32 protein-coding genes and 1 pseudogene are annotated in these 26,911 nt (G+C 41.0%); 22 read left to right on the forward strand and 11 right to left on the reverse strand.

Translation table 11 applies throughout. From position 1 onward, the window contains the following. Nucleotides 1-3: 3 nt before the first annotated feature. Nucleotides 4-305: pseudogene (locus QSJ37_RS11665) on the reverse strand (NifU family protein); the annotation flags it as partial. A gap of 30 nt (nucleotides 306-335) precedes the next feature. Between QSJ37_RS11665 and QSJ37_RS11670 the strand changes: the two are divergent. Next, complete coding sequence (locus tag QSJ37_RS11670) at nucleotides 336-659, forward strand: YuzD family protein (protein WP_285755294.1); 324 nt, start codon at nucleotides 336-338, stop codon at nucleotides 657-659. A gap of 39 nt (nucleotides 660-698) precedes the next feature. On the opposite strand, the gene QSJ37_RS11675 is transcribed toward QSJ37_RS11670, so the two are convergent. Next, nucleotides 699-1,769 carry an NAD(P)/FAD-dependent oxidoreductase gene (locus QSJ37_RS11675; protein WP_285755295.1) on the reverse strand — a complete coding sequence of 357 codons (1,071 nt, stop codon included), beginning with the start codon at nucleotides 1,767-1,769 and terminating at the stop codon, nucleotides 699-701. 193 nt (nucleotides 1,770-1,962) lie between these two features. Here QSJ37_RS11675 and QSJ37_RS11680 point away from each other — a divergent pair, with 193 nt between their 5' ends. The 3 genes from QSJ37_RS11680 (at nucleotide 1,963) to QSJ37_RS11690 (ending at nucleotide 3,720) form a co-directional block, all read left to right on the forward strand. Then, nucleotides 1,963-2,202, forward strand: a complete 240-nt coding sequence (locus tag QSJ37_RS11680; protein WP_015864962.1) for a YuzB family protein — start codon at nucleotides 1,963-1,965, stop codon at nucleotides 2,200-2,202. Between the two features lie 246 nt (nucleotides 2,203-2,448). After that, entirely contained in the window at nucleotides 2,449-3,303 is an 855-nt protein-coding gene (gene dapF, locus QSJ37_RS11685; RefSeq protein WP_285755297.1) for a diaminopimelate epimerase, read from the forward strand. A gap of 54 nt (nucleotides 3,304-3,357) precedes the next feature. Beyond that, entirely contained in the window at nucleotides 3,358-3,720 is a 363-nt protein-coding gene (locus tag QSJ37_RS11690; protein WP_062755831.1) for a HesB/IscA family protein, read from the forward strand. A gap of 376 nt (nucleotides 3,721-4,096) precedes the next feature. On the opposite strand, the gene QSJ37_RS11695 is transcribed toward QSJ37_RS11690, so the two are convergent. Beyond that, nucleotides 4,097-4,852, reverse strand: coding sequence for a CAP domain-containing protein (locus QSJ37_RS11695; RefSeq protein ID WP_285755299.1), 756 nt, complete (start codon nucleotides 4,850-4,852; stop codon nucleotides 4,097-4,099). A 148-nt stretch (nucleotides 4,853-5,000) separates the two neighbouring features. Further along, nucleotides 5,001-5,993, reverse strand: coding sequence for an NAD(P)/FAD-dependent oxidoreductase (locus QSJ37_RS11700; RefSeq protein WP_285755300.1), 993 nt, complete (start codon nucleotides 5,991-5,993; stop codon nucleotides 5,001-5,003). 283 nt (nucleotides 5,994-6,276) lie between these two features. On the opposite strand from QSJ37_RS11700, the gene QSJ37_RS11705 reads away from it, so the two are divergent. The 5 genes from QSJ37_RS11705 to QSJ37_RS11725 all read left to right on the forward strand — a co-directional run bounded on the left by QSJ37_RS11705 (nucleotide 6,277) and on the right by QSJ37_RS11725 (nucleotide 9,648). Then, a complete protein-coding gene (locus tag QSJ37_RS11705) occupies nucleotides 6,277-7,506 on the forward strand; it encodes an NAD(P)/FAD-dependent oxidoreductase (protein WP_285755301.1) in 1,230 nt (409 codons plus the stop codon). Between the two features lie 179 nt (nucleotides 7,507-7,685). Beyond that, nucleotides 7,686-8,183 carry an NUDIX domain-containing protein gene (locus tag QSJ37_RS11710; RefSeq protein WP_285755302.1) on the forward strand — a complete coding sequence of 166 codons (498 nt, stop codon included), beginning with the start codon at nucleotides 7,686-7,688 and terminating at the stop codon, nucleotides 8,181-8,183. Between the two features lie 132 nt (nucleotides 8,184-8,315). After that, a complete protein-coding gene (locus QSJ37_RS11715) occupies nucleotides 8,316-8,438 on the forward strand; it encodes a YuiA family protein (protein WP_015864957.1) in 123 nt (40 codons plus the stop codon). A gap of 71 nt (nucleotides 8,439-8,509) precedes the next feature. Then, nucleotides 8,510-8,833 carry a YuiB family protein gene (locus QSJ37_RS11720; RefSeq protein WP_081189128.1) on the forward strand — a complete coding sequence of 108 codons (324 nt, stop codon included), beginning with the start codon at nucleotides 8,510-8,512 and terminating at the stop codon, nucleotides 8,831-8,833. A 104-nt stretch (nucleotides 8,834-8,937) separates the two neighbouring features. Next, nucleotides 8,938-9,648, forward strand: a complete 711-nt coding sequence (locus tag QSJ37_RS11725; protein WP_081189127.1) for a 3D domain-containing protein — start codon at nucleotides 8,938-8,940, stop codon at nucleotides 9,646-9,648. Nucleotides 9,649-9,668: 20 nt separating this feature from the next. On the opposite strand, the gene QSJ37_RS11730 is transcribed toward QSJ37_RS11725, so the two are convergent. After that, nucleotides 9,669-10,481, reverse strand: a complete 813-nt coding sequence (locus QSJ37_RS11730; protein WP_285755304.1) for a cobalamin-binding protein — start codon at nucleotides 10,479-10,481, stop codon at nucleotides 9,669-9,671. Nucleotides 10,482-10,697: 216 nt separating this feature from the next. On the opposite strand from QSJ37_RS11730, the gene QSJ37_RS11735 reads away from it, so the two are divergent. From QSJ37_RS11735 to QSJ37_RS11745, 3 genes are all read left to right on the forward strand, one after another. Continuing rightward, on the forward strand, nucleotides 10,698-12,191 hold the full coding sequence (locus QSJ37_RS11735) for a leucyl aminopeptidase (protein ID WP_285755306.1): 1,494 nt from the start codon (nucleotides 10,698-10,700) through the stop codon (nucleotides 12,189-12,191). Nucleotides 12,192-12,416: 225 nt separating this feature from the next. Then, the gene (locus QSJ37_RS11740) at nucleotides 12,417-13,037 is read left to right on the forward strand and encodes a DUF47 domain-containing protein (RefSeq protein ID WP_062678378.1); all 621 of its coding nucleotides are present in this window, start codon (nucleotides 12,417-12,419) and stop codon (nucleotides 13,035-13,037) included. A 17-nt stretch (nucleotides 13,038-13,054) separates the two neighbouring features. Further along, nucleotides 13,055-14,053: an inorganic phosphate transporter gene (locus tag QSJ37_RS11745; protein WP_285755308.1), complete on the forward strand. Its 999-nt coding sequence runs from the start codon at nucleotides 13,055-13,057 to the stop codon at nucleotides 14,051-14,053. A gap of 66 nt (nucleotides 14,054-14,119) precedes the next feature. On the opposite strand, the gene QSJ37_RS11750 is transcribed toward QSJ37_RS11745, so the two are convergent. After that, nucleotides 14,120-14,728 (reverse strand): biotin transporter BioY, encoded by a 609-nt coding sequence (locus QSJ37_RS11750; RefSeq protein WP_285755310.1) that lies wholly within the window; start codon nucleotides 14,726-14,728, stop codon nucleotides 14,120-14,122. A gap of 134 nt (nucleotides 14,729-14,862) precedes the next feature. On the opposite strand from QSJ37_RS11750, the gene QSJ37_RS11755 reads away from it, so the two are divergent. Next, nucleotides 14,863-15,021, forward strand: coding sequence for a hypothetical protein (locus tag QSJ37_RS11755; RefSeq protein ID WP_285755312.1), 159 nt, complete (start codon nucleotides 14,863-14,865; stop codon nucleotides 15,019-15,021). An 83-nt stretch (nucleotides 15,022-15,104) separates the two neighbouring features. Here QSJ37_RS11755 and QSJ37_RS11760 read toward each other — a convergent pair whose 3' ends face one another. Together QSJ37_RS11760 and QSJ37_RS11765 are read right to left on the reverse strand one after the other, a co-directional pair. After that, the gene (locus QSJ37_RS11760) at nucleotides 15,105-15,452 is read right to left on the reverse strand and encodes a YuzC family spore coat inner layer protein (protein ID WP_285755313.1); all 348 of its coding nucleotides are present in this window, start codon (nucleotides 15,450-15,452) and stop codon (nucleotides 15,105-15,107) included. Nucleotides 15,453-15,670: 218 nt separating this feature from the next. Then, nucleotides 15,671-16,993 carry an ArsB/NhaD family transporter gene (locus tag QSJ37_RS11765; RefSeq protein ID WP_285755315.1) on the reverse strand — a complete coding sequence of 441 codons (1,323 nt, stop codon included), beginning with the start codon at nucleotides 16,991-16,993 and terminating at the stop codon, nucleotides 15,671-15,673. A gap of 435 nt (nucleotides 16,994-17,428) precedes the next feature. Here QSJ37_RS11765 and kapD point away from each other — a divergent pair, with 435 nt between their 5' ends. The 3 genes from kapD to QSJ37_RS11780 all read left to right on the forward strand — a co-directional run bounded on the left by kapD (nucleotide 17,429) and on the right by QSJ37_RS11780 (nucleotide 18,932). Next, nucleotides 17,429-18,052 carry a 3'-5' exonuclease KapD gene (kapD, locus tag QSJ37_RS11770; RefSeq protein ID WP_285755317.1) on the forward strand — a complete coding sequence of 208 codons (624 nt, stop codon included), beginning with the start codon at nucleotides 17,429-17,431 and terminating at the stop codon, nucleotides 18,050-18,052. Between the two features lie 86 nt (nucleotides 18,053-18,138). Then, complete coding sequence (locus QSJ37_RS11775; RefSeq protein WP_285756115.1) at nucleotides 18,139-18,351, forward strand: hypothetical protein; 213 nt, start codon at nucleotides 18,139-18,141, stop codon at nucleotides 18,349-18,351. Nucleotides 18,352-18,413: 62 nt separating this feature from the next. After that, nucleotides 18,414-18,932: a superoxide dismutase family protein gene (locus QSJ37_RS11780; RefSeq protein ID WP_285755319.1), complete on the forward strand. Its 519-nt coding sequence runs from the start codon at nucleotides 18,414-18,416 to the stop codon at nucleotides 18,930-18,932. An 80-nt stretch (nucleotides 18,933-19,012) separates the two neighbouring features. On the opposite strand, the gene QSJ37_RS11785 is transcribed toward QSJ37_RS11780, so the two are convergent. Then, nucleotides 19,013-20,173 carry a MalY/PatB family protein gene (locus tag QSJ37_RS11785; protein ID WP_285755320.1) on the reverse strand — a complete coding sequence of 387 codons (1,161 nt, stop codon included), beginning with the start codon at nucleotides 20,171-20,173 and terminating at the stop codon, nucleotides 19,013-19,015. Nucleotides 20,174-20,262: 89 nt separating this feature from the next. Here QSJ37_RS11785 and QSJ37_RS11790 point away from each other — a divergent pair, with 89 nt between their 5' ends. Further along, nucleotides 20,263-20,526 carry a DUF1871 family protein gene (locus tag QSJ37_RS11790; RefSeq protein ID WP_285755321.1) on the forward strand — a complete coding sequence of 88 codons (264 nt, stop codon included), beginning with the start codon at nucleotides 20,263-20,265 and terminating at the stop codon, nucleotides 20,524-20,526. Between the two features lie 10 nt (nucleotides 20,527-20,536). Here QSJ37_RS11790 and QSJ37_RS11795 read toward each other — a convergent pair whose 3' ends face one another. Next, nucleotides 20,537-21,364: an alpha/beta fold hydrolase gene (locus QSJ37_RS11795; RefSeq protein ID WP_285755322.1), complete on the reverse strand. Its 828-nt coding sequence runs from the start codon at nucleotides 21,362-21,364 to the stop codon at nucleotides 20,537-20,539. 105 nt (nucleotides 21,365-21,469) lie between these two features. Here QSJ37_RS11795 and QSJ37_RS11800 point away from each other — a divergent pair, with 105 nt between their 5' ends. From QSJ37_RS11800 to yugI, 3 genes are all read left to right on the forward strand, one after another. Further along, entirely contained in the window at nucleotides 21,470-21,970 is a 501-nt protein-coding gene (locus QSJ37_RS11800) for an Lrp/AsnC family transcriptional regulator (RefSeq protein WP_285755323.1), read from the forward strand. After that, nucleotides 21,970-23,139 carry an aminotransferase gene (locus QSJ37_RS11805; protein WP_483313611.1) on the forward strand — a complete coding sequence of 390 codons (1,170 nt, stop codon included), beginning with the start codon at nucleotides 21,970-21,972 and terminating at the stop codon, nucleotides 23,137-23,139. The genes QSJ37_RS11800 and QSJ37_RS11805 overlap by 1 nt, the downstream gene beginning before the upstream one ends. A 116-nt stretch (nucleotides 23,140-23,255) precedes the next feature. Continuing rightward, nucleotides 23,256-23,621: a S1 domain-containing post-transcriptional regulator GSP13 gene (yugI, locus tag QSJ37_RS11810; protein WP_285755325.1), complete on the forward strand. Its 366-nt coding sequence runs from the start codon at nucleotides 23,256-23,258 to the stop codon at nucleotides 23,619-23,621. 37 nt (nucleotides 23,622-23,658) lie between these two features. Here yugI and QSJ37_RS11815 read toward each other — a convergent pair whose 3' ends face one another. After that, the gene (locus QSJ37_RS11815; protein WP_285755326.1) at nucleotides 23,659-23,892 is read right to left on the reverse strand and encodes a DUF378 domain-containing protein; all 234 of its coding nucleotides are present in this window, start codon (nucleotides 23,890-23,892) and stop codon (nucleotides 23,659-23,661) included. 149 nt (nucleotides 23,893-24,041) lie between these two features. Here QSJ37_RS11815 and QSJ37_RS11820 point away from each other — a divergent pair, with 149 nt between their 5' ends. Together QSJ37_RS11820 and QSJ37_RS11825 are read left to right on the forward strand one after the other, a co-directional pair. After that, nucleotides 24,042-25,205, forward strand: coding sequence for an iron-containing alcohol dehydrogenase (locus QSJ37_RS11820; protein WP_015864933.1), 1,164 nt, complete (start codon nucleotides 24,042-24,044; stop codon nucleotides 25,203-25,205). Nucleotides 25,206-25,364: 159 nt separating this feature from the next. Beyond that, entirely contained in the window at nucleotides 25,365-26,714 is a 1,350-nt protein-coding gene (locus QSJ37_RS11825) for a glucose-6-phosphate isomerase (RefSeq protein ID WP_015864932.1), read from the forward strand. Nucleotides 26,715-26,911: the final 197 nt, after the last annotated feature.

Genomic DNA, 26,911 nt, shown 5'->3' on the forward strand with positions numbered 1-26,911 from the left:
TGATTAGAATACTTGTTCTACTTCGACAACGCCTGGTACTTCCTCTAAAAGTGCGCGTTCAATTCCGGCTTTTAATGTAATCGTTGAGCTTGGGCAGCTTCCGCATGCACCGAGCAAGCGCAATTTGACAACACCGTCTTCAACATCGATTAATTCGCAGTCCCCGCCGTCACGAAGTAAAAACGGGCGCAGTTTATCTAAAACTTCTTGCACTTGTTCTTTGATTTCTTGATCCGTCATTTTTATCGACTCCTTTCTTTAAGTTTATTATAATCATGATAAAGAAAAAAATCTAATAATAAATTTTGTTTTTATGATATGAAAGGTGGAAATATATGGCGTTCAAGCAAGTAGAAATATGCGTATATGGTGCCGATGTGATTTGTCCATCTTGTGTGCAATTGCCATCTTCCAAAGAAACATATGAATGGCTAGAAGCAGCTATTAAACGGAAATATCCAGACCAGCCGTTTTCCATTACGTATATTGATATTTTTAACCCGCCAGAAGATGATGAAGAGAAAAAGGCGTTTGCCAAAAAAGTGATCGAAGAAGATTTATTTTACCCTGTTGTTGTGATTGGGGGTGCCATTGTTGGAGAAGGAAACCCAAAGCTAAAGGCGATTTATGCCGAAATGGAGAAGTATGGTTATCGATGATAAAAAGGGGGATCTTGGAACGAAGATCTCCCTTTTTTATTAATAACCGTTGTGATATTTATACATCCATAATACTCCTGATTTTAACAATCTAGGAACTCTCCCGGTGATTGGACGGTCAGCGAGGAGGCCGAATCCATGTTTTCTGCCGAGCGACCCGAGAATACCTTTTAATTTAATCGGCGGGAATTCGCTCGGTGGCTCTTCTCCTTTCCAACGTTTTTGTAATACTTGAACGATTTGCTCCGCTTGCCCTTCTGCAAGCTGTGCGCTTGGAGAGTGCGGCAAACTTGCGCAATCACCTACTACGTATACATTTTCATATCCAGGAATGTGATGCTGTTTCGTTAAAATAACACGACCTTGTTTGTCTTTTTCCACAGGCAAGTTTCTGACGACACGGTTTGGCTGTATTCCCGCTGTCCATACAATGACATCGCAATGAACCGGCTGATCGTGATTATAAAGAGTATGTTCTTCTACTTTTGTAATGTTAGAACCGCGAACAATTTCAATATCGTGTTGTTTAAACCAACTTTCCACATAGTTGCTGAGCCGTTTTGGAAACATTGGCAAAATTCGTTCTCCGCGGTCAAACAGTTTGATGTGCAAATCAGGGCGGCTTTCGGCTAATTCACTTGCTAATTCAACGCCGCTTAGTCCCGCACCGACAATTCCGACAATAGCGCCAGGCGGTAAATTATTTAATGCTTCGTATGCCGCTCGCGCTTTCTCAATCGATTGAATGCTATGTGTAAATGTTTCAGCGCCTGGGACGCCGTGGTATTTATCTTCACATCCTAACCCAATCACTAAATCATCATACTGGATACTGCTTCCATCTTGCAATTGTACGTTTTGATGGTTGAGATCAATGTTTACGACCTCACCGAAACGGTAGGTAAGACGCGGATGTTCTGGAAATGGAACGCGAATATGATGATCGCTAATCGTTCCTGCTGCGAGTGCATAATACTCTGTTTTTAAACAATGATATGGAATACGGTCGACGAGTGTAATGTGAACATCTTCTGGTAAATGGTTTGGGAGGAGGCGAAGCAAAATTCGCATATTTCCGTATCCTCCACCGAGCAACACAAGGTGTCTCATCGCAAAATTCCCCTTTTATCGTTTTATGAAACGCAAAATGCCATAAAAAAGTATAACGAAATTGTGGCAAAATAACAACAATTTTTCGGAAAGCATTGACAAAGGAAGAAGATATAATGGCAAACGAAGTGTCTGAATTGACGTTTCTAAAAAAAACCGTTACGATGAAAAACAGTAGGAAGGTGAGAAAACGATGATTCAGCCAATGATTGAGTTTTGCATCAGCAATTTAGCGAGCGGATCGCAAAAAGCGTTAGAAATACTAGAAAAGGATCCTAATTTGGATATTATAGAATACAGCTGTTTAAGCTACTGCACTCGATGTGCGGAAACTCTTTTCGCTTTAGTAAATGGCGAAATCGTAACCGGAGATACTCCTGAACAGTTAGTGGAAAATATTTATCGTTATTTAGAGGAGAATCCGATGTTTTGAACGAAAGGAAGCGGCTATATCAAGACGATTAGCCGCTGTTTTTATTAACTATTTTTACCGCACATCGATCATTCTTGGAATATTATATGATAGTATGTACTCGCTGTGACATAAAAAACGAGGATGTCCCATCAGACATCCTCTTTAAGGTGTATATTATGAAAAAACGGGGGATATTCTCATTGTGCCCCGTTTATTTTCGATTTATACTTATATATAAAAAATTTTTATTTCAAGGAGGAAATAATGAATAAATTTTCGTTTACAAAAATGCATGGGCTCGGTAATAGTTATATATATGTAAATATGTTTGAAGAAACAATTCCAGAATCATTATTATCGTCCTTAGCGGTGAAAGTATCCAACGTAAATACCGGAATCGGAGCGGATGGCATGATTCTCATTTGCCCGTCAGAAGTAGCTCCGGTAAAAATGCGGATTTTTAATAGCGACGGTTCTGAAGGGAAAAATTGCGGTAATGGCTTGCGTTGCATCGCAAAATATGCATATGAGCATGGAATGGTAAAAGACCGATCCTTTTTTATTGAAACATTGTCCGGACTCGTGAAGGCAGAGGTTACCGTAGAAAATGGAGCCGTTACGAACGTTACCATTGATATGGGAAAGCCGCGTTTAAAGCGGAGCGAGATCCCGATGATTGGTCTGGATGCGGAACGAGTCGTTGCAGAACCGTTTGAAGTCGATGGAAAACAGTATGAAATTACAGCCGTTTCGATGGGAAACCCTCATGTCATTTTTTATGTGGATGATATCACAACAGCGCCGGTAACGACACTTGGTCCGATTGTGGAAAAGGACGAGCGGTTTCCTGAAGGGGTAAACGTCGAATTCGTTGAGGTGGTAAACGACCATGAACTCCATTTTCGCGTATGGGAGCGCGGCTCTGGAGTAACGCAAGCTTGCGGTACAGGGGCGTGTGCAGCTGTTGTTGCTTCCGTATTAAATGGAAAAACAGCGCGAAATAAAGAAACGGTCGTCCATTTAGCTGGCGGGGATTTAATCATTACATGGACGGATGAGGGAAATGTGCGGATGACAGGACCGGCGGAAACGATTTGTACAGGTGTGTATTACTATTAAATATTTGAGAGACATGTATGGAAAGCGATATACTATCCATAAGGAGGGATGGCAATGGCTGATATTATCACACTTACAGAAGCAGCTGCGTTTCAAATTAAAGACATGATGAAAGAACATGAGGAGGAAGGAGCATACCTTCGCATTGGAGTGAAAGGCGGCGGCTGCAGCGGTTTATCGTATGGAATGGGATTTGAACACGAACGTCATGAAGACGATCACGAATTTGAACAGCATGGAATTAAAATTCTAGTCGATAAAGAAAGCGCGCCTATTTTACAAGGAACGGTGATTGACTATAAACAATCGTTAATGGGAGGCGGCTTTACGATTAACAATCCGAATGCGATCGCCACATGCGGTTGCGGTTCATCGTTTAGAACAGCAACGAATGCAGGCACGCCGGAACAGTGCTAAACGGATAAACGGTGTATATCAATGTTTAGAAACGGGATATTATTCCGTTCAATCTAACGGCAAGCATAAACGTATAGCCTGGGTTGATAATTGCTAGAGAATCGGCGTGTCCGCAAGTGTGTATAAACTAATGATCCTAAAATTTGCGGAATAGGATTGTGAATAACGGCCTTCTTACCGATGAATATCGAATTTCGTCGGTAAGAAGGGTTTTTATTTGGCTTTAAGGCGAAAGAAGAAACGGGCGAATAGACGTGTAAACGATAAGCAATGCCAGAAGCTAGAATAATATGGTAATCACTGGGAAACGAGTAGAGGGATTACGAGTGAATATAAAGAAAAAGAACGACTAATCATATTTGGACTCCTTTTTTATCTATTTACTGATGAACATTTGTGTCCAGATATTTTCAGTTTGCTCAAAACCTACTCCAATGTGAGTAAACTGTCTATTTAAAATGTTTGCTCTATGGCCAGGGCTATTCATCCAAGCAGCAACAACTTCTTGTGGAGTACGTTGGCCTTTAGCAATGTTTTCCCCCGCTGCTTTGTAAGTAACGCCAGAATCCCTCATCATATCAAAAGGAGAACCATAAGTCGGACTTGTATGTGAGAAATAATGGTTTTGTTGCATATCTTGTGATTTCTTCTGAGCCACAGCACTTAGCTGAGCATTCACTTTTAAAGCAGGAAGACCTGCTCGAGCTCTTTCTCTGTTCGTTAATTCAATTACTTGTTGAGCATATTGACTGATTCCTGCAGAAGTTTGAGCTTGTTGCTGCTGAGTTGGCGTCTGTTGTTTAGGTTGAGTTTGTTGCCATTGTGTCGGCGTTTGCAGTTGATTCGGTGGTAGTGTATATTGTCTTCTTTGCTGATTCAATTGTTGCTGAAGCCTTGCTTGCAACTCAGCTGCTTGTCTAGGGTCCACTTCAACGAATTTGTATTTTGCTTCTTGGATCAATACCGCTCTTGTATGAGGATATTTGTTGCTTGGTATTGATGTATACGAAGCGGAAATATTCATGTTTTTATTATCATTATTGTCATTACGGTCTTTATCCATTACGTTACACGCTGTAAGTCCCATTACTAGGGCAGAAACTGCGAAAAATCCAGTCACTTTCTTTATCAATCGTAACGCCTCCTAAAGGTATGATTTTTTACACCTTTAGTTTTTATATCTTTGACAAAAAGTAAAGACGGGAATAACTGTGATAAATGGAAAAAGGGATGCTTTTGTCAATAAAGCATCCCTTTCGTTTGGCGGACATATCGAAAAATTAGAACAACGAAGTGGAATGAGCCGGCTGCATTCTCGCTGTTGGGTCGATATACGTTTTTGCGCTGCTGATTGCGATCGGCGCTTCGCCGAATCCGCAAGCAATGAGTTTTATTTTTCCTTCATATGTGCATATATCGCCAGCAGCGTAAACGCCAGGAATATTTGTTTCCATTTTGGAGTTAACCTTTATGGAGTTTTTCTCAATTTCAAGTCCCCAGTTTTTAATTGGCCCAAGCGAAGAAATAAAGCCATAGTTCACAATCAGTGCATCGATTTCAATCGTTTCGCGCAGACCGTCTTTCACATGTTCGATGACAACTTGGCGAATGCCCTCTTCGTCACCGATTAACTCCACAGGGACAAATGGAGTTTTCACATTGACTGTGGAATTCATCAATGTTTCCACACTATGTTCATGAGCACGGAATTTATCGCGTCGATGTACAATCGTCACTTTTTCAGCGATTGGTTCTAGCATAAGCGACCAGTCCACAGCGGAATCTCCGCCGCCGCAAACGAGTACTTTTTGCCCTTTAAATTGGTTTAAATCATTAATGAAGTAGTATAAATTTTTTCCTTCATATTGCGTTGCATTTTCTAATTCAAGGCGTCGAGGCTGGAAGGCGCCGTTTCCTGCGGTAATAACAACAGTTTTGGAATAATGTATTTCTTTGTTTGTCGTTAATTTAAATGTTCCATCTTCCAATTTTTCTAACATTTCCACTGATTGATCAAGACAAACAGTTGGTGAAAATTTCTCCATTTGTTCTTTTAAATGATCAATCAATTCTTGAGCGCGTACTTTAGGAAATCCCGCAACATCATATATGTATTTTTCAGGATAAAGAGCAGACAGTTGTCCTCCTAATTGCGGCAAGCTTTCGATAATTTTTACGCTCATCTGCCTTAGTCCCCCGTAAAAAGCGGCAAACAGCCCGATCGGTCCGCCTCCTATAATGGTAACATCATATATTTTTTGGTCTTCTTTCATTATCGAAGATTCCTCCCCCATAAATAAAATTACCCTCACCATCTTATCATACCATAAAAGCCATTTGTTATTTATGGGGATTTTTGTAGCTAATAAAAATATAAAAAAACGCTTGAAAAGATTGAAAAAAAGGGCTAATATGTTTTGTGGATGCATTGTTAATTTTTTGTGACAATTGTTTGGCATTTTTTTGACGATTAACGTGAAAAATTTCACAAACTTTGCCCGATAAAAATATGCATGGCGGCAAAAGCTATAAACAAATTACAAAAAATTAAAAAGGATGGAAGTGATTCAATTGAAAAAACCAAATGTCGTCATTTTAGGTGCTGGTTATGGCGGTTTAATGACAACAGTACGTTTGCAAGAGCTTGTTGGGATCAATGAGGCGAGCATTACACTCGTGAATAAAAACGACTACCATTATGAAACAACATGGCTTCACGAAGCATCAGCCGGTACATTGCATCATGATCGAGTTCGTTATCCAATTAGCGATGTGATTGATCGCAATAAGGTAAAATTTGTGCAAGACACGGTTGTCAAAATACTTCCTGACGAAAAGAAAGTGTTAATGAAAAATGGCGAACTTACTTATGATTATTTAGTTATTGCTCTTGGATTTGAATCGGAGACGTTTGGAATTAAAGGGCTAAAAGAGTACGCTTTTTCTATTGCAAACGTGAATGCAGCGCGGCAAATTCGCGAACATATTGAGTATCAATTTGCTACGTATAGCACGGAAGAAGAAAAACGGGATGAACGTCTAACGATTGTCGTTGGTGGTGCTGGATTTACAGGTATTGAGTTTTTAGGCGAATTGGTAAACCGCGTTCCTGAATTATGCCGCGAGTATGATATTGACCCGCATAAAGTTCGTATTATTTGTGTAGAGGCAGCGCCGACAGCGCTTCCAGGTTTTGATCCGGAACTGGTTGAATATGCGGTTAACCAATTAGAGCGTAAAGGCGTTGAATTTAAAATCGGCACTGCCATTAAAGAATGTACACCAGAAGGAATTATCGTAGCGAAAGGAGATGACGTCGAAGAGATTAAAGCAGGCACAGTCGTATGGGCCGCTGGTGTACGCGGAAGCCATGTAATCGATGAGTCTGGCTTTGAAGCGATGCGCGGCCGTATTAAAGTGGACCCATTCTTGCGCGTTCCAGGACACGAAGATATTTTTGTCGTTGGTGACTGTTCGTTAGTGATTAATGAAGAAACTAATCGTCCATATCCGCCAACGGCACAAATCGCGATGCAAGAAGGGGAATTATGTGCGAAAAACCTTGCTGCGTTAATCCGTCAGAAAGGAGAATTGCAGCCATTCCGCCCACATATTAAAGGAACGGTTTGTTCCCTTGGCCATGACGATGCTATTGGGGTTGTATTTGGCAAGAAAATGTGGGGAACAAAAGCAAGCTTTATGAAAAAAATGATCGACAACCGTGCTCTTTATTTAATTGGCGGTCCTTCGCTTGTGATGAAAAAAGGAAAATTCAAGTTCTTCTAATAGACGGGCAAACTTCAATGTTTGCCCTTTTTTAACATTTATATTATATATATAAAAATAACTATTCTTTTTTTGGAAACAAAAAAGACCGATATTCGTACAAATGTAAATGTTTTTCACATATTTATGTTTGTGGGGAAGGTTGGAACATTTATAACAAATAAAAAAGGATGATGAAGATGGGAGAGAAACGCGGCAATGTATGGATTGCAGCGGCAGGATTAGTTGTCAATGAGGCGGATGAATGGCTTGTTGTAAAGAAAAAATATGGGGGATTGAAAGGAAAATGGTCGCTTCCAGCAGGATTTGTACAACCGGGGGAAATGATCGATGAAGCGGCAATCCGTGAAATTAAAGAAGAAACAGGAATTGATGCGGAAATTGTTGGATTTCTCGGAATGCGTACAGGGGTAATTCGCGATGAAATTAGTGATAATATGGCCATATTTTTACTTCGTGCTCTTTCACATACGATTACTGTGCAAACCGATGAATTGTTCACGGCTGAATTTTTAAGCAAGCAAAGATTGCGAGAAGATCAACATACATCTCGGTTATTGCGGTATTTATTGCAATTAGAACCATTTCACTATTTTCCGGCTCATGACGGACTCAATCCCGGGGAACCGTTTGGATACACAAAATATAGTTTGTATTTCAAAAATTTGAAAGATTAAGGGATATGAAGAAAACAGAAGCATGCGGCTGATGTATCCGTTTACATCGCGATAAATGAGGAAAATCCCTCTTTTTCTTTTGAAAAAAATTTTGGTATATTATCAGAAAATTAAGAAAATGGAGGGGCAAATATGAAACATACAGAACAAACGGTATGTCCATATTGCGAAGGGAACGGATACGTACAACTTTTGCTAGGTGGCTCGGAAACTTGTTATGGATGTTCAGGAAAAGGAACGGAACAAAAGAAGTAAGCCGTTTCTGAAAATTGACTCCCTTTATCCAATTCAGTACACTTAAAAAGGGTGTACTGGAGGTGATAGGGATGCAAATGAGCTTGCCTGTTGTACTAATTTCCATGCTTTTATTTTTTGTTTTATTTTTCGGCATTGGCTTTTTATTAAATATGTTGTTGCGTATGACTTGGATTATGACCATTTTATGCCCGTTTGTATTTATGTTTATTATCGATGATATTCCGTGGACGCAATATTTTACAGATCCACAAGCTTCTTTTATAGCGTTAAAGCGTAAAGTATTGTCGCTGGCTCCGGCCGATATTTTAATTTTAGCTAGTGGATTTGCCGGTGCGCTTTGCGCTGGATTTGTCATTCGCACGTTGCGTGCGAAGGGATATCAAATGTTTTAAGGCTTTCATAATGATATGAAAGTCTTTTTTTTGCCTCACTTTTCTCACAATGAATATTTCTATTTTTTTGTGGAGATAAATAGAAATGTGAGAGGAGTGAGGAAATGGTTCTTCTAAAAAATATAATAAGAAGAATAACCATGTCATTATTGTTTGTAATGGCGCTACTAGCGACATTACAATCGATTTCAGGTGTCGAAGCGAAAACGATTTCTAACAGTTTGTATGATGCATCATCATTTTTCTACACAGATGATCATTTTTTTGACATATGGAATAAAGGACAATATGTTGCGATAGATAAACAGTGGAAGCGTTACGAGAAACAGAACAAACCGCAAATTTCTTCGAAAAAGGCCATTAATCAATCGCTTCGTCTTGAGGAAGCGTTTGATTGGTCAAAATATCCATCCATGGTTGTTGTGGCGACAGGATATACGGCAGGAGTAGAGTCAACAGGAAAAACACCAGATCATCCGGAATATGGGATTACCTATTCCGGGGTGCGTGTGAAACGTGACTTATATTCAACCATTGCCGCGGATTTAAATATATTCCCGATCGGTACGATTCTTTTTATCCCTGGATATGGATATGGGGTTGTGGCCGATAAAGGTGGAGCGATTAAAGGAAACCGCCTTGATTTGTATTATGATACGGTCGAGGATGTGTATAAATATTGGGGGAAAAAGAAAGTACAAGTGTATATTGTGAAAAAGGGCGATGGGAAGCTTTCCGAAGAAGAGTTAAAACGACTAAATGAAGATGAAACAATGCAAGTGTTTAGGCAACAGTATTTACAATCGAAAAGCTAAGGGCGGACAAAGACCGCCCTTTATTTTGTTAACAATGGATCAATCCCGTCATAAGGTGGAAAAACAGACGGATGCAACAAGGCGGCAAGTTTTTTTAGACCAAGCAAAAGCCGCGGAGAAGGACGACAATATAATGATTCCTCGAGCAAGTAAATTCTCTCTGTAAGGATAGCGTCCACTTTCTCTGCATCAGGTCTATTTTTGACAGCATCTTTATTCATTTTTTTTGTCTGCACGCCAACCCAGACGAGGCAAATATGAGAAGGATTTCGCTTTATCACCTCATCCCAGTTGGTTTGCACGTTTGCTTGCTCGATATCGGCAAAAATATTCGTTGCCCCGGCTAGTTGGCTAATTTCCGTTAGCCAATTTGTTTTACCGGGTGTAAAAATCGGCCTTGGCCACCACTCCCAATACAGCCGCGCGGGATGCTTAATATTCGCGGACAGCTGACGATATTTCTCTATAAACGTGTGATAGCAGCGAACAACGGCTTGTGCCGTTTCCTTTTGGCCAAGTGTTTCACCGAGACGAAGCAAGTCATCCGCAATATCGTGCAATGAATTTGGCGCAAAAACGATGTAGGGAATGTTCCGTTTTTGCAGTTCTTGTACGTTTCGTTCCATGCCTGGAACGCTTAAAGAAGCAAGCACTAAATCCGGTTTCATTGCTTCTACCTTTTCCATATCGATATTTAAGTCGGGACCGACTCTCGGGAGATTGTATACGGAAGATGGCCAATCGGAATGATTGTCTACGGCAATAAGGTGGTCGTGCATATCTAAATAAGCGAGCAATTCCGTGTTGCTTGGACAAAGCGAAATAAGTCTCATCGCACTTCTCCTTCCGTTTGTCATTGGGGAACAATATGCTCCCTTCTTTTTTCATTCCACATGCGTATGCTGTTTCCTTGTGATATTTTGAAAAAAGGGGAGAAGATAAGATTGTCAACATTATCCACTGGAATTATGATGAGTTTGGAATGTCGAAATAGTCATTGTATTTCGATATAATGGAAAAGAAACCGTATCGTAAGGAGAGATGATGAAATGTTTACCATTAAACAGCAGCTGTCCCTTGATACAACGCATGAAGTACTAGTGGTTGGGATGTTTGAAAAAAATCAGCCGTTAGACGGAATTATTGCCGAATGTGACCGCCGCCTTGGCGGACAAGTATCGGTTTTGTTGAAAGAAGGGGATATTTCCGCCAAGAAAAAGCAAATTTCCAAAGTACATACTCTCAATCAAGCGGGAGTAAAACGACTTTATTTTGTCGGGTTAGGAAAAGAAGAAGCGTTGACATTTGATTTATTGCGAGAAGCGTTTGGCAAGCTGTTTAAGACATTAAAACAAGCAAAACGAACGGAAGCGGCAATCGCTTTAGATACGTTTGTAACAAAAGATATTGACGCAAATGATGCGGCACATGCGCTTTCGGAAGCTTATTACCTTGCGACATACGAATTTCCTGGATATAAACAAAAAAAGAACGAAACAGAAAAGCGGATCGAATCAATCACGATTTACACAGAAGCCGATCAAGCAGAAATCGAAGCAAGCGTGTTTGTCGGCTCTGTATACGGAAAGGCAACGAATTCGGCACGCACGTTAGTCAATACGCCTAGCAACTTATTAACCGCGGCAGATTTAGCGAATTACGCAGTGGAATTAGCAAACAAATATGAGTTTGAATATGAAATTCTGGAAAAAGACGATATGGAAAAGCTCGGAATGGGAGCGTTTCTCGCTGTGAACCAAGGCTCCAAAAATCCGCCAAAAATGATCGTCCTCAAATACCAAGGGAAAGAAACGTGGGAAAACGTCATCGGGCTTGTCGGAAAAGGAGTGACGTTTGATACTGGCGGCTACTCCCTTAAACCGCGTGAAAGCATGGTCGATATGAAAACAGATATGGCTGGTGCGGCGGCAGTGCTTGGCGCGATGGAAATTATCGGGGAGCTTCGCCCAGAACAAAATGTTGTTGCTGTCATTCCGGCTACTGACAATATGATTAGCGGTGAAGCGTTTAAACCGGACGATGTGATTACATCGATGAGCGGAAAAACGATTGAAGTAAAAAATACCGATGCAGAAGGCCGCCTTATTTTAGCAGATGCAATTACATATGCGAAACATCATGGCGCCAACTATTTAATTGATGTCGCGACGCTAACGGGCGGTGTTATTGTAGCGCTTGGCGTTCATACAACGGGTGCGATGACCAATAACGAAGCGTTATTTGAGCAAGTGTTAGAAGCGTCTGCGGAAACAGGGGAATTTATTTGGCGCTTGCCAATTACGGAAAAGGATAAGGAACGTGTACGCAGCAGTAAAATTGCAGACCTTAATAATTCACCAGGACGAGAAGGACATGCGATTATGGGCGGTGCGTTTCTCAGTGAATTTGCGGAAGATACACCGTGGGTTCATCTTGATATTGCGGGAACATCCGTTACTTCGAAAGAGCATGATCTCGGACCGTCTGGAGCTACTGGGATAATGGTTCGCACGCTTGCGACGTTGGTGGAGCGGTTCGAATAATATGGAAAACGAAGCCGACTTGTATGGCTTCGTTTTCTTTTTGGAACGATATACTATTATATATAAAATATGTATATAAAATATGTATATAAAATATGTATAAAATGTTAAGGTAATGTAAATTTAGTGTAAATTTTTTATATGTTCATTGTAAATTCGACATTTATTGCTAAAATAGAACACGGTGGCCAAATTTCCATACGTTAAATAAATGGGGGTTTTCATATGATTTTTTCACCAAAAAAAGATGTCTTTTTTGATTTATTATTTACGATTTCCGAAAATGTGAAAGAAGCGGCACAATATTTTGTCGAGTATAAAATCCATAATGTCAGCGATTTGAAAGAATTTGCGCGTGTGATGAAAGAATATGAGCGCAAGGGCGACTCCTATATTCATGAGCTTGTTGTCGAATTAAATAAAACGTTTATTACGCCAATTGAGCGCGAAGATATTCACCAATTAGCAATGAAGATGGATGATGTATTAGATGGACTAGAACAATGTTCCGCCCGTTTCGAAATGTTTTCATTTACGGAAATTGATGATCATATGGTGCAATTTTTTAATAATATTTATCAAAGCACGATTGAAATTGCCGATGCACTTAAACTGTTGTCTCATAAAAAGCTTCTCGATATGCGGACACATGCCATTAAAATTAAGGATTATGAGACAAAATGCGATGAAATTTTACGAGCTTCGATCAAAAATTTATTTGTAGAGCAAAAAGACCCGATTAAAATCATTCAATATAAAGAACTGTATGAAATGTTAGAAGAAATTGCGGATAGCTGCGAGGATGTGGCAAATACGATTGAAACAATCATCATGCGTAATGCGTAAAAGGGGACATCGTCTTTATGGATATGATACTTTTGCTTACTGTTCTTATTGTCGTTTTTGCATTAGCATTTGATTTTATTAACGGGTTTCATGATACTGCCAATGCCATCGCAACATCGGTATCAACAAGAGCACTATCGCCACGACAAGCGATTATTTTAGCGGCGACAATGAACTTTATTGGCGCATTGACATTTACTGGGGTTGCAAAAACGATCACGAAAGATATTGTTGATCCATTCGCACTGGAGAACGGTTCCGTCGTCATTTTAGCGGCATTGACAGCAGCCATTGCGTGGAATTTAATTACGTGGTATTACGGAATTCCAAGCAGTTCTTCGCATGCGTTAATCGGTTCTATTGCGGGTGCCGCTGTTTCTGCAGCAGGGTTTGATGTTTTGCATTATAAAGGATTTTTCAAAATTTTAGAATCTCTTATTATCTCGCCATTTCTTGCTTTAGCAGTTGGTTTTATCATGATGAGTCTGTTTCGTGCCATTTTTAAAAACGCTAACTTGACGCGTACAACGAAAGGATTTCGCATGTTTCAAGTCGTAACTGCTGCTCTTCAAGCGTATACGCACGGAACAAACGATGCGCAAAAGACGATGGGGATCATCACGATGGCGCTTATTGCCGCAAATTATCATACATCGAGCGAAGTTCCAGAATGGGTACGAATTTCTGCTGCCATTGCGATGGGACTAGGTACATCCGTTGGCGGATGGAAAATTATTAAAACAGTGGGCGGCAAAATTATGAAAATACGTCCTGTTAACGGGGCGGCTGCGGATTTATCATCTGCACTAGTCATTTTCTCAGCTACTATCCTTCATTTGCCGGTTAGTACGACTCATGTCATATCTTCATCGATTATGGGGGTCGGTGCGGCACAACGCGTTAAAGGCGTTAAATGGGGTGTGGCGCAGCGCATTGTGTTAACATGGATTATTACGTTGCCTGTTTCTGCGCTTATTGCTGGATTTGCCTATCAAATCTTTAGATTGTTTTTTTAAAAAAAACGTGCATGGATTCGCATGCACGTTTTTTTTTTTATGAAAAGTTTTTATGGGAGCGCTACTCTATGCCACGCGTTGATGGTATGAAGCGGATTTACGGACAGACATATAAATTCGCGGTGAAATGATGCCAGCGATCACGGATAAAATAATGTCTTTTGGAAGCGGGACGATCATCCAACTCCATGCCAAAGCATAGGAAAATCCTTTAGGCGCTTCCGCCCAAAATTTATAAGCGATATACATCCAGTTGGTGCCGATCAGATAGTTAATGGCCATACCAGCGAGCGTAGCAACGATAAATCGAGCAACGGACGGATTTCCGTTTCCCCGTTCAATAATCCATCCTGTTACATAAGCAGCAAAAATGAACGATATAATAAATCCAAACGTTGGTCTGACAACGCTGCCAAATCCTCCGCCAAACTGTGCAAACACAGGAGCGCCGAATAGCCCAATGAGCATATAAACAATCATTGCTACTGCTCCCAATCTTCGCCCTAAAATTGCGCCAGCAAGCACGCAAAAAAACGTTTGCAATGTAATCGGAACACCGCCGATAACTAGAAATGGCGCCCACGACGTAATATTCGCTCCAATTGCCATTAATGCTGCAAACATGCCGACTAATGTTAAGTCAAGAGCTCGCCATTTTGGACGTGTTTCTTTCATATGTAAACCCCCTTTTATTTATTGGTTAACAAAATCGTACCGAACAATGTTTTTTATGTCAACTATAATATTTTTTCGGTATGTACATAACAAATCATCTCAAGGGAGACTTTATACAGTAGAGGTGAAAGCACATGAAATTCAGCGATGAAGAACGTAAGATAAAACGGGCGAGCAAAATGGGTGCCAACGAGGATATCCTTCATTTCAGCAAAAACGATGATGGATATGATTTGCGAGATGCAGGAGAATTGGGCGCGAAGCAACCGGTTGATGAAAACGGAAATGCTTAGAAAATTCTGGTGGTTAAAAATGGAACAAAAGAGGCTTCCACCGCTAATGGTGCAAGCCAAATAAATAGATGAATTCATGATATTCATGGGAATATATTCCAACGAAGCCCGATGACGAGTTGACAGCATGAAAATGCGCCCGCTGGAGGAGATAATGTGAAGCGAATTCCATCTGGGTTAAAATAAAGATCGACTTTTGATTTAATTCCGAGTGACTGAATCATCCGTTGGACTTCTTTCGTCTTTCCCTCTTGCGCTGCCGACATGACATTTTTAGCAAACGATTTTGATTCCGATAATTTTTTTAAAATAATACTGGCGTCTTTCATGATTGTTTGCGCCGCTGTGGCTGATTGAGAGAAAATGGCCGGGTTAATCGGCGGGTACTGTCTGATCATATATGGGGGAGGGAATACAGGATAAAAGATCACGGTAACTCCTCCTTATTAACAAAGTCTATACTACTATATGTACAAAATGGAAAAGGGCGAATTTTCTTCGGGATTTCTCTCCTTTTAAAGAACGAGATGAGCGAAGCCGAATTATTTTGTTTCATCGCCACCCAGCGGCTGTGGCGAGTCCCCCACCCACGTCGTTTTTATTAAGTATGCATTATAATGCAAAAAAGAGCAGGAAAATTCTGCTCTTTTTACATTAAATAACGGACAAACAAATAGGCATGGGAAAGTAACAGAGCAATAAACGTTAATGGAGCGCCTATTTTTAAAAAATCCATATAGCTGAATCCATGCCCTTCACGTGAAGCAATCCCGGCGACAATGACGTTCGCTGAGGCACCGATTAACGTGCCGTTTCCTCCTAAACAAGCACCTAATGATAATGCCCACCATAATACTTCAATTTGTGCCGAATCTGGTGATAACCCCATGCCGGCGGCCATGTCTTTAATAAGTGGAATCATCGTGGCAACAAATGGGATGTTATCAATCGTTGCAGAAGCAATTCCCGATACCCAAAGAATGAAATATGCAGCAACGGAAATATCACCACCTGTGACTTCTAACGCTTTTTTAGCCAGGCTTTTAATAAGCCCGATATCGACAAGACCGCCGACTAATGTAAAAAGGCCGGCAAAGAAAAAGATCGTTACCCATTCCACAGACGCAAATACCTCTTCAATTTCATGCTCTTGCACTCCAATTAACATTAATATGACGGCTCCGGTTATTGCGATCACAGCAGCATCAACGGCAATGACGGAGTGGAGGATAAACCCTAAAATTGTCAAAGCTAATACGGATACAGATTTTTTTAACAACACAGCATCTTTAATGTATTCCGTTTCGTTAATATTCATCAATTGGTTTACAAGCTTTTCATCCGTTTTTAATTGCCGGCGGTATATAAATGCGAGGATGGTCACAGTAACAACCGTAATAATAAGCACGATCGGTGTTAAATTAAACAAAAACGCATTAAAGTCAAGATGTTTATTTGCTGATCCGATCATAATATTTGGCGGGTCGCCAATTAATGTTGCTGTTCCGCCAATGTTGGAAAATAACACTTCCGAAATTAAATAAGGAATAGGATTCACTTGTAACATGCGAGTGATGGAAAATGTGACAGGGACGATCAGCAATACCGTTGTTACGTTATCGAGAAAGGCAGATAAAAAAGCGGTCAATAGCGAGAGCATCACTAAAATGCGCAACGGCCGTCCCTTTGCTAATTTCGCCGCTTTAATTGCCACGTATTGAAAAAAACCGGATTTACTTGTAATCCCAACAAGAATCATCATTCCGATTAAAAGGGTAATCGTTCCCCATTCAATATGATGGGTAAACGCTTTATGTAAATCAACAATACCAAAAATAATCATCAGTGCGGCACCGAGCATAGCAATGACAGCCCGATTGATTTTTTCAGAAATAATAATGGCGTACGTAATAAGGAAAATCGCGATCGCTGCATAATATTGCAAGTTGGATATTTCAGTTGTATTAGGCATGATAAATGCTCCTTTCTAAGTTCTTCGCCATAAAAAATCCCCTCCCAAGTAGATACTTAAGAACATCATATCAATTATCTTCTTTTTTCGTTGTCTACTTCTTATAGTGATAATACCCATTTTATTGATCGCCGATTACTTCAAAAACATCTTTCATGCCAGCGGCTGCTCCTATAGTAAGAGCGCTTCTTTGTTCGTTGCATGTGAACCTCCCTGCTAGAAATAAAATTATGAACAGGCAAATCGCTAGTTTATTCAGTATGATTTTCCTACTTTCCCATTAATTATATCCTATTTCTATATATCTCGTATATATCAGGCTTACGCCCTTTTTTTATATTTTCTGAAAAAGGGAAATAAAATATCGTTTCCCCATGATATAATAGTAGTAACGATCGTTCGTTACTCTATGAAGCAAGAAAGGAGGGAAAAGGTATGTCCGCAGCACAACAATATTTATTCCTTGATTTTGAATTTACGATGCCAGAGACGAAGACGGAACCAAGCCGATTTTTTCCGGAAATTATTGAAGTCGGGCTTGTCGTAGTTGTTGATGACCGAGTATGTGACCAATTTTCATCTTACGTGAAACCAATACGATTTCCCGTGCTTACAGATCGGTGCAAATCATTTTTAAATATTACGCAAGAGCAAGTAGATCAAGGAATGAGTTTTCATGAACTAGTTGCGCTGTTGCATCAATACGATCGTTCGCGGCCAAGCACAGTGGTTACGTGGGGAAGCATGGATATGAAAGTGTTACGGGAAAACTGTATGAATGCTAATTTGCCATTTCCATTTACAGGAGAGCACCGAGATTTAGCGATGGAATATAAATTGTTTTTTGGCAACAAAAATCAGACGGGACTGCGAAAAGCGATCCAAGAATATGGAAATGAAGGAGTTGGGAAAGCGCATTGTGCTTTAGACGATGCTTTTACCACTTATAACATTTTCCGATTGGTAGAAAATGACAAAAAATATTTAGCAAAGACAAAGCCGCCAACGATTGGGGAACGGATTGATTTCACACAGCTAAGAAAAAGGTTTGCGCTTTAAAGGTCGCTTTTTTGGCGGATTTTTCGCTTTGTTTATGATAATATAATAATTGATGTATCATTTTATGCGCGAGAGGTTGTCGAATGATGATCATTCCATATATGTTAAACTGGACTTTTTTATATTTTCCTGAAGATAAACGCGAGTACATTCCAGCTGCCATCACATGTACGATTTTTCTTATTGCCGCAATTTTAACGATGCGGCTGATTATAAAAATTTCGAAACGTCAGGAAGAAAAGGCAAAGAAATTAGAAGAACAATTAAAGAAAGACAATATTGTTCATAATGAAAAATGATGGTTTAATTGTTTTCCCCTTTGGCAATACTATATGTAAAAAGGTGTTGCTGGAGGGGTTTTGTGTTTCAAAAGTTAGGTTTGTTACTGGCGGTGTTTTTATTTGCCGCCGGTTGTAAAAAGGAAAACGTGACGAATTTAGAAGTTAATATGATTAATAGTGCCGGTGATTCGATCGGTACGATAAAACTATCAGAACAAGCGAAAGGCGTTAAATTGAAACTGGATTTGGAAGGACTTCCGCCTGGTGAGCACGCGATTCACATTCATGAAAAAGGAATTTGCAAAAAGCCGGACTTTCAATCGGCTGGAAGCCATTACAATCCAGATGGAAAGAAACATGGATTGCTTCATCCAGAAGGGGCTCATGCCGGGGACTTGCCTAATATTATCGTAAAAGAGGACGAAACGGTAAACGTGGAATTGACAGCGCCAAATGTGACGCTGAAAGAAGGACAGAAAGGATCGTTGTTGACAAAAGACGGGACGGCGATTGTCATCCATGAAAGAAAAGATGATGGGATGACACAGCCGGCTGGAGATGCCGGTGGACGAATTGCATGTGGTGAAATTAAAAAATAGATAAAAAGGCTCTACCTTGTGTAAAGGCAAGAGCCTTTTCTTATTTTTTTAAAATCTCGTTCGTTACTCGAAGATGAAAGCTATTGCAACGCAACTGATAGGCGGAAAAGAGCATCTTCTAACGTTTTTCGCGGGCAAGCAACATTCATGCGAATAAATCCTCTCCCTTCTTCTCCGAATTTGCTTCCAAATTCTACAGCAATCTTCCCTTTCTCTAAAAGAAGCTGCCTTAGTTGTTGTTCTGTCACATCTAGTTGCCGGCAATCGATCCACACGAGATATGTCGCTTCAGGGCGAATGACACGAAGTTTTGGCAAGTTTGCTTCTATGTAAGAACATAAGTAATCAATATTTTCTTGTAAATATCGCAATAATGCATCGAGCCATTCCTGACCGTGCCGGTAAGCTGCTTCGGTGCCGGCAACCGCGAAGGTGTTGAGTGTAAAAAAGCCTTGCCGTTGTTGTACTTTGTTAAATTGCCGTTTTAATGTTTCGTTTGGAATAATCGCAGCGGCCGCTTGCAGTCCGGCAAGGTTAAATGTTTTCGTCGGAGCGATGCATGTGACGCTGTTTTCCGCAAATGCCGGATCAATCGAAGCGAACGGAACATGTCGGTGCGGCAGAAATGTCAAATCGGCGTGAATTTCGTCGGAAACGACGATGACGTTATGTTTGATGCATAATTCCCCTATTTTCGTTAATTCCTCATATGTCCAAACACGACCTCCAGGGTTATGAGGGCTGCATAACAGCAATAATTTGGCACCTTGAATTTTTTTCTCGAAATCTTCCCAATCGATTTCATAGCGGTTTTCTGCAAGTCGCAAAGAGCTTGTTACAAGCGTGCGCTGATGTTTTTTAACAAGCTGAAACAGCGGAGGATATACAGGCGTAAAGACGACGATGCGGTCATTTTGTTCCGTAAACGCTTCGATGGCATTGGCAATCTCCGGAACTACACCAGTAGAAAACGAAAGCCAGGATGGTTCAATCTCCCATTGATGCCGCAACTTGAGCCAATTCTTTATGGCGTCTTTTAGCGAATTGGGAATGACCGTATATCCAAAAATACCGTGTGCAATTCGTTCATGCAACGCTTTTATGACGGCTTGAGGAGCTGGAAAATCCATATCCGCTACCCACAATGGCAGCACTTCTTTCGCTCCAAAAACGCGCTCTGTATCATCCCATTTCAAGGAGTGGGTATTGCGGCGGTCGATGACATCGTCAAACGAATACATAAAATGCGTCCTCTCCCTTCTTTTTTTAAGGATTATCGCTTATAATTTTTGTATGCTCAACATTTTTGCTTGGAAGGTGTGGACGGACGATGGATGCGCATCAAATAAACCAGTTGCTGCTTCATACGATTCGAACATGGGATCCGTTCGGTTATGGTTGTGACGCTTATGAAACGGAAGCGGTCGATGTCTTGCAGGCAGTGCATGACTGCGATGAACCGAAAATGCTTGCTGAAAAAATCCAAGCGATTTATGAATTCTCGTTTGAAAAAGTAATTCCTTTGCATGAATGTGTAAAAATGGCGCAAAAGCTGTTAGCGATAAAAGAATCTACTGCATGCTCCCTTCCGTAAATAAGTTATCTTAGCGGATAAAGTGAGCGATTTGGCGGTATACGTCCTCTGGCTTTTCTTCCTGCAAAAGATGGCCGGTATTCGGAAAAGAGAGAAAGATGGAATTAGCTAAATCGTTATGCAATCTTTTGCCAATTTCCATCGGGACGATGCGATCATTTTCGCCCCATAAAAGTAAAGTGCGCGTATCGATTTGCCGCAGCTCACTTGTTGGTAAATCACCTTCACGATGCCGGATAAAGCGTGTTAATGCTTTAAACATTTGCGGATCGTAAAACGGTTCTTCATATCCTTTTTTCATTTCATCATCAACAAGCGAATAATCATGAACAACTTGCCGCAAGTTTGTTTCTACGCCTTGCTTGTAAAGATAGCGTTTCACATATAAATGAAAGCATGGGATGTAAGTAGAAAGAGAAAGCGACCATTTTACTCGTCCTAAATATCCGGAGCTGGAAAGCAAGATCATTTCACGAACAAGTTGCGGCTGCATACGGGCGATATACAAGCAAATTTGTCCGCCCATCGAGTGTCCAACAAGCGTACATGTTTGTATTTGGAAGTGATGTAATAAATCAATGACAAGACGGGCCAGATTTTGATACGTATAACGAAACCGCGTAGATTTTTCGCTTTTTCCAAATGGCGGCAAATCAATTGCGATAATGGAAAAGTCATTTGCAAGAAGAGGAATGAGCCGCCGATAGCTGAATGTAGATGAAAGAAATCCGTGCAGCAGGACAAATACAGGGCGTTTTTGTTCCATATTGTATGCTTCGTAATAAAGCTGAATATTATTTAACTGGATTGTTTGCGCACTTGGTTGCGATGTTGCCATCGTTCGCCACCTCTCATAATTTATTGTAGCATAGTCGTAGTATTTGCCATTTTTTCGTGCAAATTGATAGAATTTATGTGAAAATGTTTATCGGGGGGATGGAGAGTGAAACTGACCGAAAAAGAAATAGAAATTATCGAAATATTAGAAAAAGATGCGCGTATTCCGATCGAAACGCTGGCAAAAATGGTATCGTTATCTGTGGAAGAAACAGAAGCGATCATGAAAAAACTTGAGGAAATGAAAGTGATTGTGCAGTACGCGGCGCTTGTCGACTGGCGAAAAGTAGACGGACATGAAGGAGTTACGGCGATGATTGATGTCAAAGTAACGCCAAAACGAGGAGTAGGGTTTGATGAAGTGGCGGAGCGCATTTATCGTTTTCCAGAAGTAAAATCCGTTTATTTAATGTCAGGAGCGTACGATTTATCCGTTGTCATTGAAGGGCGTTCTATGTCGGAAGTGGCGCAATTCGTTTCTGAAAAATTATCAACGTTAGATTCCGTCATTTCGACGACGACTCATTTTATATTGAAAAAATATAAACATGACGGTACGGTGTTTGACCAAGGAGATCAAGATCGTCGCATCGTGATGGTGCCATGATGCAACGAACGAAGAAATCCTATTTGTCGGAAACAGTCGCTCGTCTGAAGCCGTCAGGAATTCGCCGTTTTTTTGATCTTGCTTCCAGCATGGAAGGAGTTATTTCTCTAGGGGTGGGCGAGCCTGACTTTGTCACATCATGGAACATACGTGAAGCATGTATTTTGTCGCTTGAGCAAGGATATACATCATATACGGCAAACGCTGGACTTTTAGAGCTTCGTCAAGAAATTGCCGCTTATTTAGCCCGAAAATTCCATATTGAATACGATCCCGAAACAGAAATTCTTGTCACGGTCGGCGCAAGCCAAGCCATTGATTTAGCACTGCGTGCGACGGTGAATCCTGGGGATGAAGTGATCGTTGTTGAACCTAGCTTTGTTGCTTATGAATCGCTTGTTACGTTGGCAGGAGGAGTGCCTGTTCCGGTAGAAACAAATGGGGATGACCATTTCAAGCTTCGTGCAGATCAAATCGAGCGGGTTATTACCGATCGAACAAAAGCGCTCATCATCTGTTCACCAAACAATCCGACAGGGACGGTGCTCCATAAAGAAGAGCTAGAAGCAATTGCGCAAATCGCAAAAAAACATGATTTGCTTATTATTTCGGACGAAATTTATGCAGAGCTGACGTATGACGATTCATACATAAGCTTTGCGTCGGTAGATGGAATGCGGGAGCGGACCATTTTGATTTCTGGTTTTTCGAAAGGATTTGCCATGACGGGCTGGAGGCTTGGATTTACCGCGGCGCCTGCGGAAATTTTACAAGCGATGTTAAAAATTCATCAATATGCGATGATGTGTGCGCCGACGATGGTGCAATACGGTGCGATTGAAGCGTTAAGAAACGGAGAGCAAGATGTCGAATATATGAGAAAAAGCTATCGGCGCCGCCGCAACTATTTTGTGCAATCGTTAAATGAAATTGGGCTTAGCTGTCATATGCCTGGCGGAGCGTTTTATGCATTTCCGTCTATTCAATCGACTGGGCTGACATCCGAACAATTTGCAGAGAAATTGTTGTTGGAGGAAAAAGTTGCGGTCGTACCTGGAAACGTATTTGGCGCAAGCGGGGAAGGATATATTCGCTGTTCTTACGCTTCCTCAATGGAACAGCTGCAAGAAGCAATCAAACGAATGAAACGCTTTTTAGATCGATTGTAGCCATGGATGTTCTGCCATTTCCTCATCGGGATGGCAGAACATATTTTTTCTATTGGACAAAAATTATGTTATAATATAAAAACACATATTCAATTTGGAAAATAGGAGTGTTTTGTTTGTCTCATATTGAAGTAGGGAGTATCGTGAAAGGAAAGGTTACTGGTATTCAACCGTACGGCGTCTTTGTGGAACTAGATGAAGAGATGCAAGGACTTGTTCACATTTCGGAAATTTCTCATGAGTTTGTCAAAAGCATTAAAGATTATGTCAATGTTGGTGATGAAATAATCGTAAAAGTATTGTCCATCGATCCACAAACAAAACGAGCCAGCCTGTCCATGAGGGCGGTGGAAGAAAGACAAGGAAAAAAGAGAAAACGGCACGTGAAAGTGAAAATGTCGTTAAACCCAGGGTTTAACACATTAAAGGAAAAGCTGCAGGAATGGATCGAACAATCGAAAAAAGAAGACCTATCCAAGTAAAACACCCACCCTTTTACAAGGTGAGTGTTTTACTTTTTTATGTCCGGGAAGTTTTTGGTTCTGTGCGTCCTAGCTCTGCTGCAGGCTTAAAAAGAAGCGCAAGGTTAATGAGTCCGGCAATACCAATGAGTCCATAAATGACGCGTGATAATGCGGAATCTTGCCCGCCGAATATAGCTGCTACTAAATCAAATTGAAAAAAACCGATTAATCCCCAGTTAATAGCGCCGATAATCGTAAGAAATAGTGCAATACGCTGAAGTGCGCTCATCGGTAAATTCCTCCTTAAAATTTTTCAATCGTTCGCTTATAGAATGCATAATACTCACGGAAAATATGCATAGTTTGTGAAAAAAATTAATTACTTTACATCCAAAGGAAGCAGCCTCCATAATAGAAGCAAAGGAGGGATGGATACATATGCAAAATTTTACTTTTCGAAACCCGACGAAGTTGATTTTTGGAAAGGGGCAAATTGAGCAGCTGAAAGAGGAAATACCTCGTTATGGAAAAAAGATACTGCTTGTCTATGGCGGCGGCAGCATTAAACGGAACGGATTGTATGATGAAGTCATTCGTCTATTGAATGAGTTGAACGTGGAAGTAACAGAACTTCCAGGTGTGGAGCCGAATCCGCGCTTGTCAACGGTACGAAAAGGTGTGGAAATTTGTAAAAAAGAAGGAATCGAGTTTTTGCTTGCCGTTGGCGGGGGAAGTGTGATTGACTGTACGAAAGCGATTGCTGCGGGTGCGAAATACGATGGCGATCCGTGGGATTTCATCACAAAGAAAGTAAAGGTTTCAGAAGCGCTTCCGTTTGGAACTGTATTGACGCTTGCGGCAACCGGTTCGGAAATGAATTCTGGTTCGGTGATTACGAACTGGGAGACGAAAGAAAAATATGGTTGGAGCAGCCCGGCAACGTTCCCGCAATTTTCAATTCTTGATCCGACATATACGCTAACCGTTCCAAAGGATCATACGGTTTACGGAATCGTCGATATGATGTCCCATGTGCTGGAACAATATTTCCATCATACAACGAATACTCCGCTTCAAGACCGGATGTGTGAAGCGGTATTGCGCACAGTAATGGAAGCGGCGCCGAAACTAGTCAACGACTTACAAAATTATGAGCTGCGGGAAACGATTTTATACTGCGGCACCATTGCCCTCAATGGCTTTTTACAAATGGGAGTGCGCGGCGATTGGGCGACACATAACATTGAACATGCGGTTTCGGCTGTTTATGATATTCCGCACGCTGGGGGGCTTGCGATTTTATTTCCAAACTGGATGAAACATGTGCTTGATGAAAATGTTAGCCGGTTTGCACAATTAGCCGTTCGCGTTTTTGGTGTAAATCCAGAAGGAAAATCGGAGCGGGACACAGCGTTAGAAGGAATTGAAAAACTGCGCGAATTTTGGTCGAGCATCGGAGCGCCATCACGGCTTGCGGATTACGGAATTGGTGAAGAAAGTTTGGAATTAATTGCCGATAAAGCGATGGCGAATGGCGAGTTTGGAAAGTTCAAAGAATTAAATCGAGACGATGTGCTTGCGATTTTACGTGCATCATTATAATTTGGGAAAATAGGCAGCAGCGGCTGCCTATTTCATTTGTTTATGGCCATGAAATGTTCAAAATGAATTCGTTTACACTATAGGGTGTGACTTGATTCCTTCTGATTGTTTCGTTAAAGTGTAAAAAGGGAAAACATTTTTGTTTGGAGGATCGAGCGTATGACACATATTCGTTTCGACTATTCAAAAGCACTATCGTTCTTTGGCGAACATGAGCTTACATATTTGCGTGATGCGGTGAAAGTTGCTCACCATTCCCTTCATGAAAAAACCGGAGTGGGCAATGATTTTTTGGGCTGGCTTGATTTGCCGGTGAATTATGACAAAGAAGAATTTGCCCGCATTCAAAAAGCGGCCGCAAAAATTCAAGCGGATTCCGACGTATTATTAGTCATCGGAATCGGCGGTTCGTATTTGGGAGCGCGTGCAGCGATCGAAATGCTTCATCATTCGTTTTATAATGCGCTTCCGAAAGAAAAACGAAATACGCCGCAAATCATTTTCGTCGGCAACAACATTAGTTCGACATACATGAAAGAAGTAATGGACTTACTTGAAGGAAAAGATTTCTCGATTAACGTTATTTCCAAATCGGGAACGACGACAGAACCAGCTATTGCGTTCCGTATTTTCCGTAAGCTTTTGGAAGAAAAATACGGGAAAGAAGAAGCGCGCAAACGGATTTACGCAACAACAGACCGGGCGCGCGGCGCATTAAAAACGCTTGCGACGGCGGAAGGATATGAAACGTTTATCATTCCGGACGATGTCGGTGGCCGTTATTCTGTATTAACGGCGGTAGGGCTTCTTCCGATTGCGGTAAGCGGCGCAAACATCGAAGAAATGATGAAAGGGGCAGCGCAAGCACGCGAAGACTTTAGCAGCTCAGAACTCGAAGAGAACGCTGCTTATCAATATGCGGCGATTCGGAACATTTTGTATAACAAAGGAAAAACGATTGAACTGCTCATTAACTATGAACCTGCGCTGCAATATTTTGCGGAATGGTGGAAACAGCTGTTTGGCGAAAGTGAAGGGAAAGATCAAAAAGGGATTTTCCCTGCATCGGCCAACTTCTCGACTGACCTTCATTCATTAGGGCAATATATCCAAGAAGGACGCCGCGATTTGTTTGAAACGGTATTGAAAGTCGAAAAACCGCGCCATGATTTAGTTATTGAAGCAGAAGAAAACGATTTAGATGGACTGAACTATTTGGCAGGAAAAACGGTTGATTTTGTCAATACGAAGGCGTTTGAAGGAACGCTTCTTGCCCATACGGATGGCGGAGTGCCGAATTTAGTGATTACCCTTCCGGAACTAAATGAATATACGTTTGGCTATCTCGTCTATTTCTTTGAAAAAGCGTGTGCGATGAGCGGTTACTTGTTAGGGGTAAATCCATTTGACCAGCCAGGGGTAGAAGCGTATAAAGTCAACATGTTTGCGCTTTTAGGCAAACCTGGATATGAAGAGAAAAAAGCAGAACTTGAAAAGCGATTAAAATAATAAGAAGGGCTTTCCTTATGGAGAGCCCTTTTTTCATGGCATAAATAATTATTTTGGCGATATGAGGTTGTAATTCCTCTTTATTCTAAGTTTTTTCGCTTTATTTTGGCAATCGGGAGCAATAATACAAGAAATACACGGTGTCATTAAGTAGTGTTTTCCATACATGAACTTGCTTCTCTAACGCACATTAATAA

The organism is Parageobacillus sp. G301 (assembly GCF_030268025.1).
Classification (GTDB): Bacteria; Bacillota; Bacilli; order Bacillales; family Anoxybacillaceae; genus Parageobacillus_B; species Parageobacillus_B toebii.